This window comes from Burkholderia sp. Bp9140 (assembly GCF_003853425.1).
In the GTDB taxonomy this organism is placed as follows: Bacteria; Pseudomonadota; Gammaproteobacteria; order Burkholderiales; family Burkholderiaceae; genus Burkholderia.
In genome coordinates, this window is sequence record NZ_QTPQ01000031.1 from 1 (window position 1) to 18,080 (window position 18,080).

An 18,080-nucleotide genomic window follows, 5' to 3' on the forward strand; every position below is an offset into this window, starting at 1 on the left:
TTCTTTCCCCCCCCCCTTGCCCCCCGTATTTTTTTTTCCTGGCCTCCAGCCCGGGGCGGGGGGGGGGGGGGCGCGGGGGGGGGGGGGGGGGGGGCGCCGGGGGGGGGCGCCCCCCCCCCCCCCCCCCCGCCCCCGCCCCCGCCCCCCCCCCGCCGCCCCCCCCCCCCCCGCCCACCCACCCCCGCCTCCCGTCCGTTCGTGACGGGAAACTCCCGATACCGGCCGCCTGCGCACGCGCGGAAGCTATGCGCAAATCCGCATGGATTGCGCGGCAAATTGCCAAGACCCGTGCATATCGGCGACCTATAAATCGAGGCGATCGGGGCTCCTCGCAGAGCCTGACGGGAGATTCTTCCGGGAATCATCAGCATGCCGACCTCCCCGCCCGATTCCGAGAAGCGGTCGAACCGCCCGCCCGTCGCACGCATCCGGCCCGCCGGTTGCGTGCGGTACCCACCCGCTGGTGTAAGAACAAGAGGAACGAACATGAAATTCCGTCATTCCCTGCTGTCGGTGTCGGTCGTATCCGTATTTGCCCTCCTCTCGCAACAGGTCGCCCAGGCCGCCGACGCGGCCGACGTGAAGGTCGGCTTCGCCGCGCCGCTCACCGGCGTGAACGCCGGCTATGGCAAGGATCTTCAGAACGGCGTGCAGCTCGCGCTCGACGATGCCGCCGCGCAGAAGGTGCAGATCGCCGGCAAGCCCGCGCACTTCAACCTCGTCGTGCAGGACGACCAGGCCGACCCGCGCATCGGCGTGCAGGCCGCGCAGGCGCTCGTCGACCAGAGCGTGTCGGTGGTGGTCGGCCACTTCAACTCGGGCACGACGATTCCGGCGTCGGTGGTCTACGACAAGGCCGGCATCCCGGTGATCGACCCGGCCGCGACCAACCCGACGCTCACGTCGCGCGGGCTCGCGAACATGTTCATGGTGATCGCGACGGACGGCCAGAACGCCGGCAACGCAGGCAAGTACGCGGTCGACGTGACCAAGGCGAAGCGCATCGCGATCATCGACGACCGCACCGCGTTCGGCCAGGGCGAGGCCGACGAGTTCGAGAAGGCCGTGAAGGCGGCCGGCGGCAACCTCATCGGCCGCGAGTTCACCAGCAACCAGGCGGTCGACTTCCGCGCGCAGATCACGAGCCTGAAGGGCAAGAACCCGGACCTGATCTTCTTCGGCGGTCTCGATTCGCTCGCCGCGAACTTCGTCAAGCAGATGCGCCAGCTCGGGCTGAACGCGCAGTTCGTCGGCGGCGGCGGCGTGAAGGACAACGAGTTCATCAAGATCGCCGGCCCGGCCGCGGAAGGCGCGATGGCATGGGAATACGGACGTCCGCTCGACGAGCTGCCGCAGGGCAAGGATTTCGAACAGCGGTTCAAGAAGCGCTTCGGCGTCGACGTGCTGTCGTACGCCCAGTTCGGCTACGACGCGACCTGGGCCGCGATCAAGGCGATGCAGGCGGCCAACTCGACCGACCCGAAGGTCTACCGCCCGGCGCTGAAGAAGATCGACTTCGAGGGCATCACCGGCCGGATCTCGTTCGCGAACGACGGCTCGCTGAAGAGCGGGATGTCGACGCTGTACCAGGTGAAGAACGGCGCGTGGAAGACCATCGTGACGAAGGGGGGCTGATCGGACGGGATGGGCGACCTGGGTAGCCAGGCCGCCCGGGCGCGGGCGGCGGCGGGAACGCTGCCCGCCCCTCCTGTCGCCCGATGCGGGAGCAGGCGAATCGGCTGCCGGCAGCGAAACGATCGACGCAATCGCGCCAGAATCATACGATGACTGACGTTAAGCAATACTCGTCACGGCCCGCGGCGTCGCACGGGCCGTGACGACGGCCGCGTGTCAGCTGGGCTGGGTGTCGCGTTCCGCCTCGGCCGCCTCGTGCGCGCGGCGCAGGCGCTCGCGGCTGTTGGTCAGGTGCGTGCGCATCGCGGCGCGCGCGGCTTCCGGGTCGTGACGCGCGATCGCCTCGTAGATGTCCTCGTGCTCGTGATTGAGCCGGCCGACGTAGCGTTCGAGGTCGTCGCCGGCGAAGCGCGCCGAGTTCACGCGCGTGCGCGGGATGATCGATGCGCCGAGCTGCGTCATGATGTCGACGAAATAGCGGTTGCCGGTGGACTGCGCGATCTGCAGGTGGAACTGGAAGTCGAGCTGCGCCGTGTCGCGGCCGCCGCCCGCCCCCGACGCGATCGCGTCGAGCGCGCGCCGCAGCGTGACGAGATCGGTATCGTTCGCGCGCTGCGCGGCGAGGCTCGCGCATTCGCTTTCGAGGCTGATGCGCAGCTCGAGCACCGCGAGCACGTCGCGCAGCGTCGTGATGGTCGCAGGATCGATGCCGAGCGCCTGGCGGCGCGACGGTTCGAGCACGAAGCTGCCGATGCCGTGGCGCGTCTCGACGAGGCCGCTCGCCTGCATCCGCGAGATCGCTTCGCGCACGACCGTGCGGCTGACGCCCTGCGCCGCCATGACTTCGGTTTCGGTCGGCAGCTTGTCGCCGGGACGCAGCGTGCCGTTTTCGATCTGCGCGGTCAGCGCGTCGACGACATCTTGTGCGAGGCTGCGTGCGCGACGGCGCGGCGCTGCGGGAAGCGTGGGCACGGACATGAGGCCGGTTCCTTGTTGAATGATCGTAATGTGAGCCGAGGGTTTACGCGGGGTTTGAGCGAACGCCGATGATTCATTATACTGCGTCACAAGTCATCCGACGACTGATGATCGCGATACGGATCTCCTGTTGACCGAGGCCGGCGCATCAGCGCCTGCCGGGTCCCGTGGTTCGCGATCGACCGGCGTTCGCGCTTCTGCTTCTGCGCGGCACCGGTATCGAGCGGGTCGCCCCCACCCTTTCGGGTTGCTGTCGACATGCGGGGCTTGCACGCCGCGCACGTCGGTTGTCGAATGATCGCACCTCCCGCCGCGCGCGGCAAAGATTTTGCCGCCCGGCATTGCCCACTCTTTCGCCATCGCCGCCATGAACGCCGTCACTGCCTCGCCTTCCCATGACACGCCGCGCATCGTCGACCTGCAAGCCATTCCGGTCGCCGGCCACGACAGCATGCTGCTCAACCTGAGTGGCGCGCACGGCCCGTTCTTCACCCGCAACCTCGTGATCCTGAAGGACAGCGCGGGCCGGACCGGCGTCGGCGAGGTGCCGGGCGGCGAAAGCATCCGCCGCACGCTCGAGGACGCGCGCGCGCTCGTCGTCGGCCAGCCGGTCGGCAACTACCATGCGGTGCTCAACGACGTGCGGCGCACCTTTGCCGATCGCGACGCGAGCGGCCGCGGCCTGCAGACCTTCGACCTGCGCACCACGATCCACGCGGTCACCGCGCTCGAAGCCGCGCTGCTCGACCTGCTCGGCCAGCATCTCGGCGTGTCCGTGGCCGCGCTGCTCGGCGAAGGGCAGCAGCGCGAGCGCGTCGAGATGCTCGGCTACCTGTTCTACATCGGCGACCGTACCAGGACCGCGCTGCCCTATCGAGACGGCCGCGGCGCGACCGACGACTGGACCCGCGTGCGCGACGAGGCCGCGCTGACGCCCGAGGCGGTCGTGCGCCTCGCCGAAGCCGCGCATGCGCGCTACGGGTTCAACGACTTCAAGCTGAAGGGCGGCGTGTTCGAGGGCGCGCGCGAGGTCGACGCCGTGACGGCGCTGGCCGAGCGCTTCCCCGAAGCGCGCGTCACGCTCGATCCGAACGGCGCGTGGTCGCTCGACGAAGCCGTGCGGCTGTGCCGCGACCTGCATCACGTGCTCGCGTATGCGGAAGATCCGTGCGGCGCGGAGAACGGCTACTCGGGCCGCGAGGTGATGGCCGAATTCCGCCGCTCGACCGGGCTGCCGACGGCCACCAACATGATCGCGACCGACTGGCGCCAGATGGGCCACGCGGTGCAGTTGCAGGCGGTCGACATCCCGCTCGCCGACCCGCACTTCTGGACGATGCAGGGCTCGGTGCGCGTCGCGCAGATGTGCCGCGACTGGGGTCTCACGTGGGGCTCGCATTCGAACAACCACTTCGACGTGTCGCTCGCGATGTTCACGCACGTCGCGGCCGCGGCGCCCGGCCAGGTCACCGCGATCGACACGCACTGGATCTGGCAGGACGGCGAGCGGCTGACGCGCGAGCCGCTGAAGATCGAGAACGGACTCGTGGAAGTGCCGAAGCGGCCGGGCCTCGGCATCGACATCGACATGGATGCAGTCGCGGTCGCGCACGAGCTGTACAAGCAGCACGGGCTCGGCGCACGCGACGATGCGGCAGCGATGCAGTACCTGATTCCGGGGTGGACGTTCAACAACAAGCGCCCGTGCCTCGTTCGCTGAGCGCGGCATGAACCGGGCGGCGATTCCGCCCGGACGGAACCGAATGCGTCGGGTTCACCGGCGCATCGACGGATGCCCGGGGGAAGGGCCTGCGGGCGCCGAACGGGATCGGGCCGGGCAGCGCCGGCCGGTCGAACCGCGGCCCGGAAGAACGTAAACCGCCGCGGTCGGCCAATTGCACCTGCCGCGCCGAACCGACCCGGTGACGCCTGGCCGGCCAGCCTACCCGGCCGCCCCGATCCCCCGCGCCATCCCCGACGCGGCAAGCACGATGACCATCACGAGCACGGCCTGCCAGTGGCCGATCCGCACATAGGTCCGTGCCCGGCCGAGATCGGGCATCTGCTGCTGCCGCGCGGCGATGCGCCAGCGGATCAGCCCGAGCATCGGCACGATCTCGAGCAGCAGGATCAGTACGAGCGCGGTCATCTTGAGGTGGAAGAGCGGCTCGTGAAGGTAATACGCCGAGCCTTTCTCGAAGCCGCCGAATGCGCGCGCGAGTCCTGTCGCGATCAACAGCAGCGCGGACAATCCCCAGGCCGCGTCGGCCTTGAACACGCCGGGCAGGTCGGCGGCCTGCGCCGACGCGATGACCCGGCGCAGCGCGCGGTTGCGCCCCGCGATCGCGGCGAACGCAACGCCGAACGCCATCAGGTGAACGGCTGCCAGCAACCAGCGGACGATCATTGCGCCTCCTTGTCGCCCGCGCGCCGCGCAGGCCTTGTCAGACGATCTGCTTGAGCGCCGCGTCGAGCGCCAGCACCGCGACGCGGTCGCCCTCGGTCGCGAGCGGCGCGCGCATCACGATCTGCCGGTTATGGCCGACGGCCGCCGGCGAATCCCACAGCAGCTCCACCTTCGACCGCCGGAACAGGCTGCCGCGACGCGGCGGCACGGCGGCCGGCCGCGCACCCTGCTCGCCTGCCGCAGGCGCGACCCGGCCGGGCCAGCGGACCGACAGTTCGCGTGCATCGTACTGGCCAACCTTGCGGCTCTCCATCCAGACGATCGCGGTGCGCGTGAGCGTATCGAGCGAGATCGCGTAGCGGCCGACCGCGAAACGGCGCGCGGCCACGTTGGTACGCCACAGCGGCCGCGGACGGCACATCCACACGATCGCCGCATACAGCGCCGGCGCGGCGACGAGCCAGCCGTTGGTCGCCGCCACCGCGTGCAGCGCATGGCGCCAGCCGGCCGCCCAGGCGAACGCGCCGATCGACCACACGGCAAACAGGCAACCGATCAGCGCGAAGACGCGCAGCGCCTGGCGCAGCCACTGCGGCAGCGGATGGAACGGCCGCTCGGCGCGCGCGACGGCGCCCGGCAGCGCGAGCAGCAGGAAGATCAGCACGAGATAGACGAACGCCCAGGGCGACGACACCATCGCCGACAGCGACGCGCGATAGCCCATCTGGGACATCGAGAACAGCCAGCGCGCGAGCAGCACGAGACCGATCGCGCGCAACGCGAAGATCACGCCGGCGCCGGGGGCCGGCGCTGCGCGCGTGGTTTTCGTTCTCGCCAAGACTGCTCTCCTCTCGATGTTCGTGCGGGGCCGGATTTCACGGCACGGCCATTATAGGGACATTACCGTCTGGACAGACGGCCGGATGGCGTGCCGGACCGCTTCCTGGGGCGTTCGCGGCGTCGGGCGCGGCGAGAATACAACAGATCCGCGCCGCAGATGTGACAACGCCCCGCCGGGGACCCGGACGGGGCGTCGATGACGGCCATCAGCCGCGGCGCGGCCGGCGGCCCGCCATCAGCCTGCGTTGACTTCGCGCAGCACCGTGCGGCGCTTCTGGCGCAGCAGTTCCTCGTAGCCCTTCACGTAGTTCTGCGCCATCACCTTCGACGAGAAGCGCGCTTCGAAGGCCGCACGCACCTTCTCGCGCGGCAGCGTATCGAGGCGCTTGAGCGCCGCGACGGCCGACAGTTCGTCTTCGACGACGAAGCCCGACACGCCGTTGTCGATCACTTCCGGCACCGAGCCGCGCTTGAACGCGATCACCGGCGTGCCGCAGGCCATCGCCTCGATCATCACCAGGCCGAACGGCTCCGGCCAGTCGATCGGGAACAGCAGCGCGTGCGCGTTGCCCAGGAATTCGGTCTTTTCCGACTCGCTGATTTCGCCGATGTACTCGACGTGCGGCAGCGCGAACAGCGGCTTGATCTTCTCTTCGTAGTACGCGCGGTCAGCCTTGTCGAGCTTCGCGGCGATCTTGATCGGCAGGCCGGCCTGCTCGGCGATGCGGATCGCGGTGTCGACGCGCTTCTCCGGCGAGATGCGGCCGAGGAACGCGAGGTAGCTCGGCTTCACGTTCGGGATCGGCGTCAGCAGGTTTTCCGGCAGGCCGTGGTACACGGTCGACAGCCAGTTCGCCTGCGGCAGCGGGATGCGCTGATTGTCGGAGATCGACACGACCGGCACGTCGCTGAACGCGTTGAAGATCGGCTGCAGTTCCGGCAGGTCGAGACGGCCGTGCATCGTCGTCAGATGCGGGACCGGCTGGCGCGAGAACAGCGAGAACGGGTAGTAGTCGATGTGGCAGTGCAGGACGTCGAACTCTTCCGCGCGGCGGCGCACCTGCTCGAGGAGCAGCATGTGCGGGGCCATCACGTCGCGGATCGTCGGGTCGAGGCGCAGCGCCTGCGGCCAGCACGCTTCGAGCTTCGCCGACGTTTGCGAATCGCCGCTCGCGAAGAGCGTGACGTCATGCCCCATCTCGACAAGTGCTTCGGTGAGGTAGGACACCACTCGCTCGGTACCACCGTAAAGCTTCGGGGGCACCGCTTCGTGCAACGGAGCGATTTGGGCGATTCGCATGCGTAACTCCTAAAAATTCGGCTAAAAACCAGGTATGGGTCGGCAACCTGCCGGCGGTCCGGGCTGGATGCATTTCGTCCGACCATCGGACGAATCAGCCTGCCGGGGGCGTCGAACCCGCGCTGCTCAAGGAGCGTCGGCGACGCGACAGGCATAGAACGTTTGAAACGAAGACCCGTTGACAGGGGTTCGTAAAAAACCTGGAATCGAACCCGGAGCCGATTATCTAGGGTTAATCCCGATACGGCGCACGACATTTCAAACACTTTACTTTGTTACAAAGGCGCAACACTTTGCAACCCGCGGACTTGGGCGTCCGTTCTAGAGTGGAAGGCCCTTTTGGCGTTCCGTGTCATCTCGCCACTGCCGATGCGATTCCGGTGCGTACGGCAGGACGGGATGCAGGATTTTATCTCAGAATTGAACGCGCGCCCCTGGCCAAGGCAAGATTCGCGCAGCGCAATGCACGGCCTTGTTTACAATGCCGGATTATTCAGTCCGGGCGACCGCCGGCTGCGACCCAGCCGCTCCGCTCAATCACCGAATCACCGCACGCATATTTTGGAATCTCTCACCCCTGCCCAGCGCAACGCCCACAACGCGAAGCTGTCGAGCTACGCGCATCGGCCGATCGCGTTCCTGTTCCGCTACATCCGCCTGCATCCCGTCGCGCACCTCGTCGTGCTCTGCAGCGTGCTGGCCGCCGTCGGGTGCGCGCTCGGCTCGCAATACGCGATCAAGCACCTGATCGACGTGCTCGCGGCCGGGCGCCATCATCCGGGCCCGCTGTGGAGCGCCTTCGCGCTGCTCGTCGGGCTGATCGCGGCCGACAACCTGCTGTGGCGCGTCGGCGGCTGGGTCGCCGCGCACACGTTCGTCGCGGTCACCGGCGACCTGCGGCGCGACCTGTTCCAGTACCTGATCGGCCATTCGCCGACGTACTACTCGGAAAAGCAGCCGGGCACGCTCGCAAGCCGCATCACCGCCACGTCGAACGCCGTCTATACGTCCGAGAACACGATGGCGTGGAACGTGCTGCCGCCGTGCATCGCGGTGATGGGCGCGATCCTGATGATCATCGTCGTGAACCCGCTGATGGCCGCCGGCCTGCTCGGCTGTTCGGCCGTGCTCTCCGTCGTGCTGTTCAAGCTCGCCGGGCGCGGCTCCGCGCGCCATCACGCGTTCGCGTCGAAGGCCGCCGCGGTCGACGGCGAGCTCGTCGACGTGATCGGCAACATGGGCCTCGTGCGTGCGTTCGGGATGACGCTGCGCGAACAGAAGCGCTTCGGTGCGACGGTGAAGGCCGAGATGGATGCGCGCCAGCAAAGCCTGCTCTATCTCGAGAAACTGCGGTTGCTGCACGCGGTGATCACCGCGATGCTGTCCGCCGGCCTGCTCGGCTGGGCGCTGTGGCTGTGGGACCAGGGCCGCGCGACGTCCGGCGACATCGTGCTCGTCAGCTCGCTCGGCTTCACGATCCTGCACGGCACGCGCGATCTGGCGGTCGCGCTCGTCGACGTCACGCAGCACGTGGCACGCCTGTCCGAAGCCGTGAAGACGCTGCTCGAGCCGCACGGAATGCCGGACCGCTCCGACGCGCAGCCGCTGTCGGCCAAGGGCGGACGCGTCGATTTCGAACGCGTGACGTTCGCGTATCCGCACCGCCGCGCGATCCTCGACCACTTCGACCTCCATATCGAACCGGGCCAGCGCGTCGGCCTGATCGGCAAGTCGGGCGCCGGCAAGTCGACCGTGCTCGCGCTGCTGCAGCGCTTCTACGACACGCAGGACGGCGCCGTGATGGTCGACGGCCAGGACGTGAAGGCGATCACGCAGGACAGCCTGCGCCATGCCATCGCGCTCGTGCCGCAGGACATCTCGCTGCTGCACCGGACCATCTACGACAACATCGCGTACGGCCGCCCCGACGCGACCCGCGAGGCAGTGCTCGCCGCCGCGCGCGACGCCCGCTGCTCGGAGTTCATCGAGGCGATGCCGGAAGGCTATGACACGATCGTCGGCGACCGCGGCGTGAAGCTGTCGGGCGGCCAGCGCCAGCGCATCGCGATCGCGCGCGCGATCCTGAAGGACGCGCCGATCCTGCTGCTCGACGAAGCGACGTCCGCACTCGACAGCGCATCCGAGGAAGCGATCCAGAGCGCGCTCGACCGCCTGATGGTCGGCCGCACGGTAATCGCGATCGCGCACCGGCTGTCGACGCTGCGCAACTTCGACCGGATCATCGTGATGAGCAACGGCAAGGTGATCGACGACGGCAGCCCCGACGTGCTGCGCAACCGCCCGGGCCTGTACCGCGACCTGCTCGCGAAGCAGCACGGGCGCCATCACGCGCCCGACGGCACCACACCGACCGGCGAACGCGCGGCCTGACGCCGCGGCGCGCAGCCAACAAAAAAACCGCCGTGCTTCATGCACGGCGGTTTTTTTTCGGCTCATCGCGGCATTCCGGGGAACGCGGCGCGCATCGTCGGCCGAGCGGCCGGGACCGCGTGCCGGCAGGGTTTTCATCAGGGCATCCGGGGCGCCGCACGATCCATCATGGAGAAGGCACTGTCGCAGCCAACCGCAGGAGGGCGCACCGTGACTTCCGATCCCACTCCCTCGACCGCCTTCGTGTTCGCCGGCGGCGGCAGTCTTGGCGCGATCGAGGTCGGCATGCTCCGCGAGCTGGTCGCGAGCGGCGAACGGCCCGATTGCGTCGTCGGCGCGTCGGCGGGCGCGATCAATGCCGCCTACTTCGCCGGCCGGCCGGACGCGGACGGCGTCGCGACGCTCGCCGCGCTGTGGTGCAGAATCCGCCGCCAGGACGTCATGCCGTTCTCGGTGCGCAGCGTCATCGCGATGCTGCTGCGCAACCGGCCGCATCTGGTCGAGGCCGATGCGCTGCGCCTGCTGCTGGAAAAGAACCTGCCGTACCGGCGGATCGAGCAGGCAGCGTTGCCGCTCCACATCGTCGCGACTGACGTGCTGAACGGCCACGAAGTCGTGCTGTCCGCCGGCTCGGTCGTGGATGCCGTGCAGGCCAGCGCGGCGATTCCCGGCGTGTTTCCGTCGGTCAGCATCGGCGGCGTGGAACTCGTCGACGGCGGCGTCGCGAACAATACGCCAATCTCCGTTGCGATCGCGCTCGGCGTCAAGCGGATCGTCGTGCTGCCGGCCGGGTTCGCCTGTGCGTTACGCATGCCGCCGCGCAGCGCGATCGCCCATGCGACGCACGCGCTGACGCTCGTGATCGCGCGGCAACTGGTGCGCGACCTGGAGCTGTACGCCGCACGCGCGCAAATCCATGTCGTGCCGCCGCTCTGTCCGCTCGAAGTGTCGTCATACGATTACTCGCAGTGCGCGCAATTGATCGACAAGGCCGCGGAACGGACACGCGCGTGGATCGATGCGGGCGGGCTCGCGCAGTGCGCGATTCCTGGCGAGCTGCGCGAGCACGATCATGCCGCGACGCTGTCGCATTAATGGTTGCTCACGTGCCGTGCGGACTCGTGACCGACGCACGCCGATTGCCGGAGTGCCGGGGCTTCTCCCCGGAAATCCGCAAAGAACTTTATTGCCCCGGAGACAGCCGGCTAGCCGTGCTGCAGATCGCGCAGGAAGTTGTCGCGCCACACCGACACGTTGTTCTCGCGCAGCTGCGCGATCATGTCCGCGTAACGCGTGCGCCGCTCGGCGAGCGGCATCGTCAGCGCCTGCGACAGCGCATCGGCCATCCCGTCGATATCGATCGGATTGACGATCAGCGCACCCGTGAGCTCGCGCGCCGCGCCCGCGAAACGCGACAGCACGAGCACGCCCGGATCATCCGGATTCTGCGCGGACACATACTCCTTCGCGACGAGGTTCATCCCGTCGCGCAGCGGCGTCACGAAGCCCACACGCGCGAGGCGATACAGCGCGGCCAGCACCTGCCGGTCGTACTGGCGGTGAATGTAGAGGATCGGCGCCCAGTCGAGCTCCGCATAGCGTCCGTTGATGCGCCCCGACTCCGCTTCGAGCTGCAGGCGGATGTCCTGGTACGCGCGCAGGTCCGCGCGCGTCGACGGCGCGATCTGCAGGAACGACACGCGGTTGCGGATCGATGTCTGGTGCTCCAGCAGCTTCTCGAACGCGCGGAACCGCTCGACGAGCCCCTTCGAGTAATCGAGCCGGTCGACGCTCATGATCAACTGGCGCGCGCGCAGCGACGTCGCCAGCGTGCGCACGGCCTTGCCGTTTTCGCCCGCCTGCGCGAGCGACGCGATCTCGTCCGGGTACACGCCGATCGGATAGGCGGCCGCGCGCAGCGTGTTGCCGAACGCGCTCACGCGCACCGTGCGCCCGTCGCGCGCCGCTTCGCCGCCGGCCTCGAACTCGATGTAGTCGCAGAACGCGCGCAGGTCGGGCTCGGTCTGGAAGCCGAGCAGGTCGAACGCGCACAGCGATTCGACGAGCTCGCGATGCGGCGGCACGTTGACGAGCACCTGCGCGGCCGGAAACGGGATGTGCAGGAAGAAGCCGATGCGGTTCTTCACGCCGGCCTCGCGCAGCGCACGCGCGAACGGGATCAGGTGATAGTCGTGCACCCAGATCACGTCGTCGTCCTGCAGCAGCGGCACGAGCTGCTGCGCGAGCCAGTCGTTCACGCGGCGGTAGCCTTCGAACTCGTGGCGGTCGTACTGGATCAGGTCCGCGCGGTAATGGAATGCCGGCCACAGCGTCGCGTTCGAGAAACCGCGGTAGTACTGGTCGTAATCGCGGCGCGACAGCCCGACGGTCGCGAACGTCACGGGGCCGCGCTCCTCGATGCGGATCTGCGGCGCACCGGACGCGACCACCTCGCCGCTCCAGCCGAACCACATGCCGCCCGTCTCCTTCAGCGCATCGTAGACGCCGATCGCGAGGCCGCCCGCCGCCGGCTCGCCTTCCGAAATCGGCGCGACGCGGTTTGAAACGATGATGAGTCGGCTCATGCGCCCGGCTGCTCCGCGCCAAGCCAGCGGGCGATCTGCGCGTGCAGCGCGTCGACCGAGTCGAGCCGCGTGCGGGCCGACGTCTCGCCCGCGCCGACCTTGATCGACAGGCCGCCGCGCGCGTTGACCACCGCGAAACCCTTCTCGTCGGTCAGGTCGTCGCCCGCGAACAGCGGCACGCGGCCCGCGAACGGCGGCTCGTCGAGGAATGCGGCCAGCGCGCGCCCCTTGTCGACGCCCTTCGGCTTGATCTCGAACACCATCTTGCCGGGCTGCAGGACATACGCATCCGCATATTCGGCGACGAGACGCTCGGCCGCCTCGCGCGCGGCCGGCTCGCGCTCCGGCGCGTTGCGGTAGTGCAGTGCGACGGCCGCCCCCTTGATTTCGAGCAGCATGCCCGGATGACGATCGACGACGGCCGCGAGTTCGCGCTCGATGCGCAGCAGCCGTTCGTCGTTGAAGCCGATGCGCTGCGTGTCGCCGTTCGCGTCGCGGCGCTCGGCGCCGTGCAGGCCGGCGATCGGCAGGTCCGGCATGTTCAGGAACGTGTCGAGATTGTCGATGCCGCGACCCGATACGACGGCGACCGCGCCGTGCGAGCGGCGCCGCAATTCGTCGAGCAGCGTCAGCAGCGACGGCGGCACGTGAATGCTGTCGGGCGTCGGCGCCAGCTCGACGAGCGTGCCGTCGAAGTCGAAAAAGAACGCGGTGTCGGTCAGGGACAGGGAAGCCGGAACGGATTGCATCGATTCGATGGTTTGAGGAGCGGCCTGCAAACGCGGGGCCGCCGCTGCAAGAATGGAATTGTGCGCATCTTACCGCGCCTGCGTACCGAGATGGGCGAAACCGGCGCAGCGCGGACCTCGCGCCGCCGCCCGCGTCAACTGCGACATATTGCCCCGTTCGCCCGTGCCGTACGGGTTTCGAAAGGACGCGGGCGCGGGATTTGCGCTACAGTCGGCAACCGTCGGCCGCGCGACGCATGGCGCCGCGCCGGCCGACGACCGTTCCGTCCGATCGAGCATTAGGGACTGTTTCCATATGGAACGCACATGCGAATGCCCGAAATCGCCCGTATGGCAAGGAGTGAGGAGCGCCGTTTGGCCGAGCCAAACAAGCGATGAACGACGCCGCCATACGGGCGATTTCGGGCATTCCCGTGACATGAATTTTTTAATTTGGGGTTGCCACGAGAACGGCCGCTCGCCGCGTTGCGCTCCTTGCGAATACGTCAGTATTCGCGGCGTCGCGCGCCTCGCGAGCGGCCGTTCTCGTGGCAACGCATGCGCGTTCCATATGGAAACAGTCCCTAAGATGTCGTCTGCCCGTCCCGCGCCACACCGGCGCTCCCTCAGCTTGACCCGCTTCGTCCGCACGGCCGCGGCGCTGACCGTCGCCGTCGCGCTCGCCGCCTGCACGCACGACGAGCCGGACTGGCACCTGACCAACGTCACGGGCCACCTGCCCGACCTGTCGTTCACGCTGACCGGCGGCGACGGCCACCCGGTCGATGCAAACGCATTTCACGGCCGCATCGCGCTCGTCTACTTCGGCTACACGCACTGCCCGGACGTCTGCCCCGAAACGATGGCACGGCTGATGGAAGTGCTCGCGAAGCTCGGTCCGCAGGCGAACGACGTGCGCATCCTGTTCGTCTCGGTCGATCCCGCGCGCGACACGCCGCAGGCGATGCAGTCGTACGTCGCTGCGTTCGACGCCGCGCACGCGCGCGGCCTGACCGGCACCGACGGCCAGATCGAATCGCTCGCGAAACGCTATCGCGTCGCGTACCAGATGGAAAAGCGCGATCCGTCCGGCGGCTACGAGGTCACGCACAGCTCGGCCGTCTACATCTTCGACGCGAACGGTCGCGCGCGCCTGCTCGCGACCGACCGCGATTCGCCCGACGCCATCGCCGCCGATGTGCGCCGGATCATCGACACTGCCTCCACCACATGAATTCCGACATGAAGACGCCCCTCAAGACGTTCGCCCTCCTCGCCGCGCTATGCACCGGCGCGCACGCCTACGCCGCCGGCGCGATCACCGCGCAGAATGCGTGGGTGCGCTGGCTGCCGAACCAGCTGCCTGCGGGCGGCTACGTGACGCTCGTCAACACGGGCGACAAGCCGGTCGATCTCGTCGACGTCGACAGCCCCGACTACGGGATGGCGATGCTGCACCAGACCGTGTCGAACGGCTCGACGCAGAAGATGGAAATGGTCGACAAGCTGACGATCCCCGCGCGCGGCAAGGTCGACATCGCGCCGGGCGGCTATCACTTCATGCTCGAGGAACCGAAGCACGCGATCAAGCCCGGCGACACCGTGCGCCTGCGCCTGAAGTTCTCCGACGGCGAAACGGTCGACACGCCGTTCGCCGTGAAATCGCCGGCCCAGGCGAAGTGATGCGCGCGCGATGAACGCCCTGTACTGGCTCGATCCGTGGGAACCGTCGCCGACCGTGGTCATCGCGGTGCTGACGGCCGCCGTGCTGTTCGCACGCGGCGCGAGAAAGGCGAAGGTGTCGCCGCTGCGGCAGTTCTCGTTCTGGCTCGGGCTGACGGCACTCTATATCGCGCTGCATACGCGGCTCGACTACTTCTTCGAGCACGAGTTCTTCATGCACCGCGCGCAGCACCTGGTGCTGCATCACCTCGGACCGTTCTTCATCGCGCTGGCGTACCCGGGTGCGGCGATCCGCGCGGGCATTCCGTTTCGCTGGCGGCAGCGCTTCGTGCGCCCCGCGCTTGCCTGGGCACCCGTGCGCGCGACGCTCGACGTGGTGTTCCATCCGGTCGTCGCGGTCGTGCTGTTCGTCGGGCTGATCTATTTCTGGCTGCTGTCGCCGATCCACTTCATCGCGATGCTCGACTGGCGCCTGTATCGCATGATGAACTGGAGCATGGTGATCGACGGGCTGCTGTTCTGGTGGCTCGTCGTCGATCCGCGTCCCGCGCCGCCCGCGCGGCTGTCGCCGGGCCGCCGGATCCTGAGCGTCGTCGCGGCGATCCCGCCGCAGATCGCGCTCGGCGCGCTGATCTTCTTCACGCCGCACGAGCTGTATCCGATCTACTCGATCTGCGGGCGCGCCTTCACGTGGCTCAGCCCGCTGCGCGACCAGCAGATCGGCGGCTTGCTGCTGTGGATTCCGGGTTCGATGATGAGCGTGATCGGCGCGCTGATCGCGCTGCGGCACTGGCTGCGGCTGTCCGCACGCGGCCGCTTGCTCGACGAGCGGGTTGCGGCCCGGCGCGCGGAGCGAGCGTCGGTGACGCGCGCCGCCCACTGACGGCGCGCCGCGCGTCAGCCGCGCGCGCTGGTCATCCACACGTGCGGGATGCCGTCCTCGTCGTGCACGTCCGAGCTCGGCGTGAAGCCGAATGCCCCGTAGAAACGCTGCAGGTGGGCCTGCGCATGCAGGCTCACCGGCGTATCCGGCCACTGCGCGCGAATGTGCTCGAGCGCGCGCGACAGCAGCGCGTTGCCGAGGCCGGCGCCGCGAAACGGCGCGGTCGTCAGCACGCGGCCGATGCGCACGTCGGCGTTCTGCGCATCCGGCAGCAGCACGCGCAGGTAGCCGGCCAGGCGGCCCGCCGGATCGTACGCGGCCAGGTGCCATGCGGCCTGGTCCGCACCGTCGATGTCGCGATACACGCAGTTCTGCTCGACGACGAATACGGCGCTGCGCGCATCGAGGATCGAATAGACTTCGCGCGCCGTCAGCGCGTCGAAGGAGTTCCAGCGCCAGTCGAGATCGTCGGCGCGCGGGGATGCGGCAGGTGCGGAAGCGTTCATGGTCGGTCCTGATTCGGGCGCGCCGGCCGGCGCGTGGCAACCGTCGATTATGCCTCGAAGCGCACGCGGCACGCGACCGCCCTTCCGCGCATGGGAAACGGCCCCGCAATTGCGCGGGGCCTGTCCGTCATGACGGCATCCTGCCGAAGCGGCCGTTGTTGAAATCGTCGACCGCGGTCCGGATTTCCTCTTGCGAGTTCATCACGAACGGCCCGTAACCGACGATCGGCTCATCGATCGGTTCGCCGCTCAAAATCAGCAGCTTGGCATCGCCGTTCGCTTCGATGTCGACATCGCGGCCGTCGCGGCTCAGTTGCACGAACTGCGCTTCGCGGGCAACGGTCTCGCCGTTCACCATCAGCGTACCGCTCAGCACGACCACCGCAAGCGTCCGCCCTTCAGCGATCGGGAACCGCGCACGGCCGCCGGCTGCAAGCCGCACGTCCCACACGTCGATCGGCGTGTGCGTGCGGGCCGGGCCGCGCCGCCCGTCGAGTTCGCCCGCGATGATCCGCGCGCGACCCGCACCGTCCGGCAGTTCGACCACCGGGATGTCCGCGTTCAGCAGCGTCTGGTAGCCAGGTGCGCCCATCTTGTCGGCGGCGGGCAGGTTCACCCACAGCTGCACCATCTCGAGCGGACCGCCGCGCTTCGTGAATGCCTCCGAGTGGAATTCCTCGTGCAGGATCCCGCTCGCGGCCGTCATCCACTGCACGTCGCCCGCGCCGATCACGCCGCCCGCGCCGGTCGAGTCGCGGTGTGCGACTTCGCCGTCGTAGACGATCGTCACCGTTTCGAACCCGCGGTGCGGGTGCTGGCCCACCCCGCGCGGCGCCGAAGCCGGCTCGAAGTTCGCGGGGCCCGCGTAGTCGAGCAGCAGGAACGGGCTCAGGTGCGCCCCGTGAGACTGATAGCTGAACATCGAACGCACCGGAAAACCGTCGCCGACCCAATGGCCGCGCGGCGCGCTGTAAACACCCTGGATCTTCTTCATTTGCCTTCTCCGAATTGCGGCGAAACACGTGTTTCGCATCCTGAACACGAATATAGAGATGGAACGATCGATCCGGTAGACTGCCAAAATCGCACTCAGCGTTCCATTTGATGAACGATAACGAACGGGATCTGAACGATCTCTATTACTTCGTGCAGGTGGTCGAGCACGGCGGCTTCGCGCCGGCCGGGCGCGCGCTGAACCTGCCGAAATCGAAGCTGAGCCGCCGCCTCGCGCTGCTCGAGGCGCGGCTCGGGATGCGGCTGATCCAGCGCTCGACGCGCCGTTTCACCGTCACCGACGTCGGCCAGACCTACTACGCGCACTGTCGCGCGATGCTCGTCGAGGCGGACGCCGCCGACGAGGCGATCGCGCTGCTGCACGAGGAGCCGCGCGGCATCGTGCGCGTCAGTTGCCCGGTCGTGCTGCTCGATTCGCTGGTCGGCACGATGATCGCCGCGTTCATGGTCGCGTGCCCGCGCGTCGAGATTCATCTGGAAGCGACCAACCGGCGCGTCGACGTGGTCGGCGAAGGGATCGACGTCGCGATCCGCGTGCGTCCGCCGCCGCTCGAGGACAGCGATCTGGCGCTGCGCGTGCTGGCCGAGCGCGGCCAGTGCCTCGTCGCGAGCCCCGCGTTGCTGCGCGAACTCGGCACGCCGGCCGTTCCCGCCGACCTGACCCGCCTGCCGAGCCTCGATCACGGTGTGCCACAGGCCGCGCACGTATGGCGGCTGCGCGGCCCCGACGGCGCGCAGGCGGAAATCCACCACCAGCCGCGCCTCGTGACGGGCGGCATGCTCGCACTGCGCGCGGCGGCCGTCGCGGGCGTCGGCGTCGTGCAGTTGCCGACGATGATGGTGCGCGACGAAGTCGCGCGCGGCGAACTGGTGACCGTGCTGCCCGACTGGGCGCCGCGCCGCGAGATCGTGCATGCGGTGTTCGCGTCGCGGCGCGGGCTGCTGCCGGCGGTGCGTGCGCTGCTCGATTTCCTGGCCGAACGGTTCGCCGGACTCGAACCCGATTGAGCGGCGTCGCGGGCACCTGCGCGCGCGTTCGGCATCGCGCCCCGCGAACCAGGCGCTGCAGACAGGCCGCACGTGCCGTAGACTGCGGGACGCGCATCGCGCTTTTCACCATCCCGCCGTTT

Annotated in this window: 16 protein-coding genes; 8 read left to right on the forward strand and 8 right to left on the reverse strand. The window is 68.5% G+C overall.

All coding sequences use genetic code 11. The features are described 5' to 3' along the window. Nucleotides 1–486 precede the first annotated feature (486 nt). The gene (locus DIE21_RS24360; protein ID WP_124500114.1) at nt 487–1,635 is read left to right on the forward strand and encodes a branched-chain amino acid ABC transporter substrate-binding protein; all 1,149 of its coding nucleotides are present in this window, start codon (nt 487–489) and stop codon (nt 1,633–1,635) included. Between the two features lie 216 nt (nt 1,636–1,851). Here the strand turns inward: DIE21_RS24360 and DIE21_RS24365 are convergent, their stop codons facing one another. Next, nucleotides 1,852–2,613: a FadR/GntR family transcriptional regulator gene (locus DIE21_RS24365; protein ID WP_124500115.1), complete on the reverse strand. Its 762-nt coding sequence runs from the start codon at nt 2,611–2,613 to the stop codon at nt 1,852–1,854. Between the two features lie 367 nt (nt 2,614–2,980). Between DIE21_RS24365 and gudD the strand changes: the two genes are divergently transcribed. Continuing rightward, nucleotides 2,981–4,333, forward strand: coding sequence for a glucarate dehydratase (gene gudD, locus DIE21_RS24375; RefSeq protein ID WP_124500116.1), 1,353 nt, complete (start codon nt 2,981–2,983; stop codon nt 4,331–4,333). Between the two features lie 222 nt (nt 4,334–4,555). On the opposite strand, the gene DIE21_RS24380 is transcribed toward gudD, so the two are convergent. The 3 genes from DIE21_RS24380 to DIE21_RS24395 form a co-directional block, all read right to left on the reverse strand. Then, entirely contained in the window at nt 4,556–5,020 is a 465-nt protein-coding gene (locus DIE21_RS24380) for a DUF2214 family protein (RefSeq protein WP_124500117.1), read from the reverse strand. A 37-nt stretch (nt 5,021–5,057) separates the two neighbouring features. Beyond that, complete coding sequence (locus tag DIE21_RS24385; RefSeq protein ID WP_124500118.1) at nt 5,058–5,858, reverse strand: hypothetical protein; 801 nt, start codon at nt 5,856–5,858, stop codon at nt 5,058–5,060. A gap of 237 nt (nt 5,859–6,095) precedes the next feature. Continuing rightward, a complete protein-coding gene (locus DIE21_RS24395; protein WP_026044940.1) occupies nt 6,096–7,160 on the reverse strand; it encodes a glycosyltransferase family 4 protein in 1,065 nt (354 codons plus the stop codon). A gap of 561 nt (nt 7,161–7,721) precedes the next feature. On the opposite strand from DIE21_RS24395, the gene DIE21_RS24400 reads away from it, so the two are divergent. Both DIE21_RS24400 and DIE21_RS24405 read left to right on the forward strand, forming a co-directional pair. Continuing rightward, the gene (locus tag DIE21_RS24400) at nt 7,722–9,551 is read left to right on the forward strand and encodes an ABC transporter ATP-binding protein (RefSeq protein WP_124500120.1); all 1,830 of its coding nucleotides are present in this window, start codon (nt 7,722–7,724) and stop codon (nt 9,549–9,551) included. Between the two features lie 210 nt (nt 9,552–9,761). Next, nucleotides 9,762–10,646, forward strand: coding sequence for a patatin-like phospholipase family protein (locus tag DIE21_RS24405; protein ID WP_124500121.1), 885 nt, complete (start codon nt 9,762–9,764; stop codon nt 10,644–10,646). Between the two features lie 110 nt (nt 10,647–10,756). Here DIE21_RS24405 and otsA read toward each other — a convergent pair whose 3' ends face one another. Together otsA and otsB are read right to left on the reverse strand one after the other, a co-directional pair. Further along, nucleotides 10,757–12,136 carry an alpha,alpha-trehalose-phosphate synthase (UDP-forming) gene (gene otsA, locus DIE21_RS24410; RefSeq protein ID WP_124500122.1) on the reverse strand — a complete coding sequence of 460 codons (1,380 nt, stop codon included), beginning with the start codon at nt 12,134–12,136 and terminating at the stop codon, nt 10,757–10,759. Continuing rightward, nucleotides 12,133–12,885 carry a trehalose-phosphatase gene (gene otsB, locus DIE21_RS24415; protein ID WP_124500123.1) on the reverse strand — a complete coding sequence of 251 codons (753 nt, stop codon included), beginning with the start codon at nt 12,883–12,885 and terminating at the stop codon, nt 12,133–12,135. Before otsB ends, otsA begins: the two co-directional genes overlap by 4 nt. A gap of 568 nt (nt 12,886–13,453) precedes the next feature. Here otsB and DIE21_RS24425 point away from each other — a divergent pair. From DIE21_RS24425 to DIE21_RS24435, 3 genes are read left to right on the forward strand one after another with little or no spacing between them, the layout of a single operon-like run. Continuing rightward, a complete protein-coding gene (locus tag DIE21_RS24425) occupies nt 13,454–14,098 on the forward strand; it encodes an SCO family protein (RefSeq protein WP_124500125.1) in 645 nt (214 codons plus the stop codon). Between the two features lie 8 nt (nt 14,099–14,106). Continuing rightward, nucleotides 14,107–14,547 carry a copper chaperone PCu(A)C gene (locus DIE21_RS24430; protein ID WP_124500126.1) on the forward strand — a complete coding sequence of 147 codons (441 nt, stop codon included), beginning with the start codon at nt 14,107–14,109 and terminating at the stop codon, nt 14,545–14,547. Between the two features lie 10 nt (nt 14,548–14,557). After that, the gene (locus tag DIE21_RS24435) at nt 14,558–15,430 is read left to right on the forward strand and encodes a cytochrome c oxidase assembly protein (RefSeq protein WP_124500127.1); all 873 of its coding nucleotides are present in this window, start codon (nt 14,558–14,560) and stop codon (nt 15,428–15,430) included. A gap of 14 nt (nt 15,431–15,444) precedes the next feature. On the opposite strand, the gene DIE21_RS24440 is transcribed toward DIE21_RS24435, so the two are convergent. Both DIE21_RS24440 and DIE21_RS24445 read right to left on the reverse strand, forming a co-directional pair. Beyond that, a complete protein-coding gene (locus DIE21_RS24440) occupies nt 15,445–15,936 on the reverse strand; it encodes a GNAT family N-acetyltransferase (protein WP_124500128.1) in 492 nt (163 codons plus the stop codon). A 127-nt stretch (nt 15,937–16,063) separates the two neighbouring features. Continuing rightward, nucleotides 16,064–16,930: a pirin family protein gene (locus DIE21_RS24445; protein ID WP_124500129.1), complete on the reverse strand. Its 867-nt coding sequence runs from the start codon at nt 16,928–16,930 to the stop codon at nt 16,064–16,066. Nucleotides 16,931–17,040: 110 nt separating this feature from the next. On the opposite strand from DIE21_RS24445, the gene DIE21_RS24450 reads away from it, so the two are divergent. Beyond that, nucleotides 17,041–17,958: a LysR family transcriptional regulator gene (locus DIE21_RS24450; RefSeq protein WP_124500130.1), complete on the forward strand. Its 918-nt coding sequence runs from the start codon at nt 17,041–17,043 to the stop codon at nt 17,956–17,958. Nucleotides 17,959–18,080 lie beyond the last annotated feature (122 nt).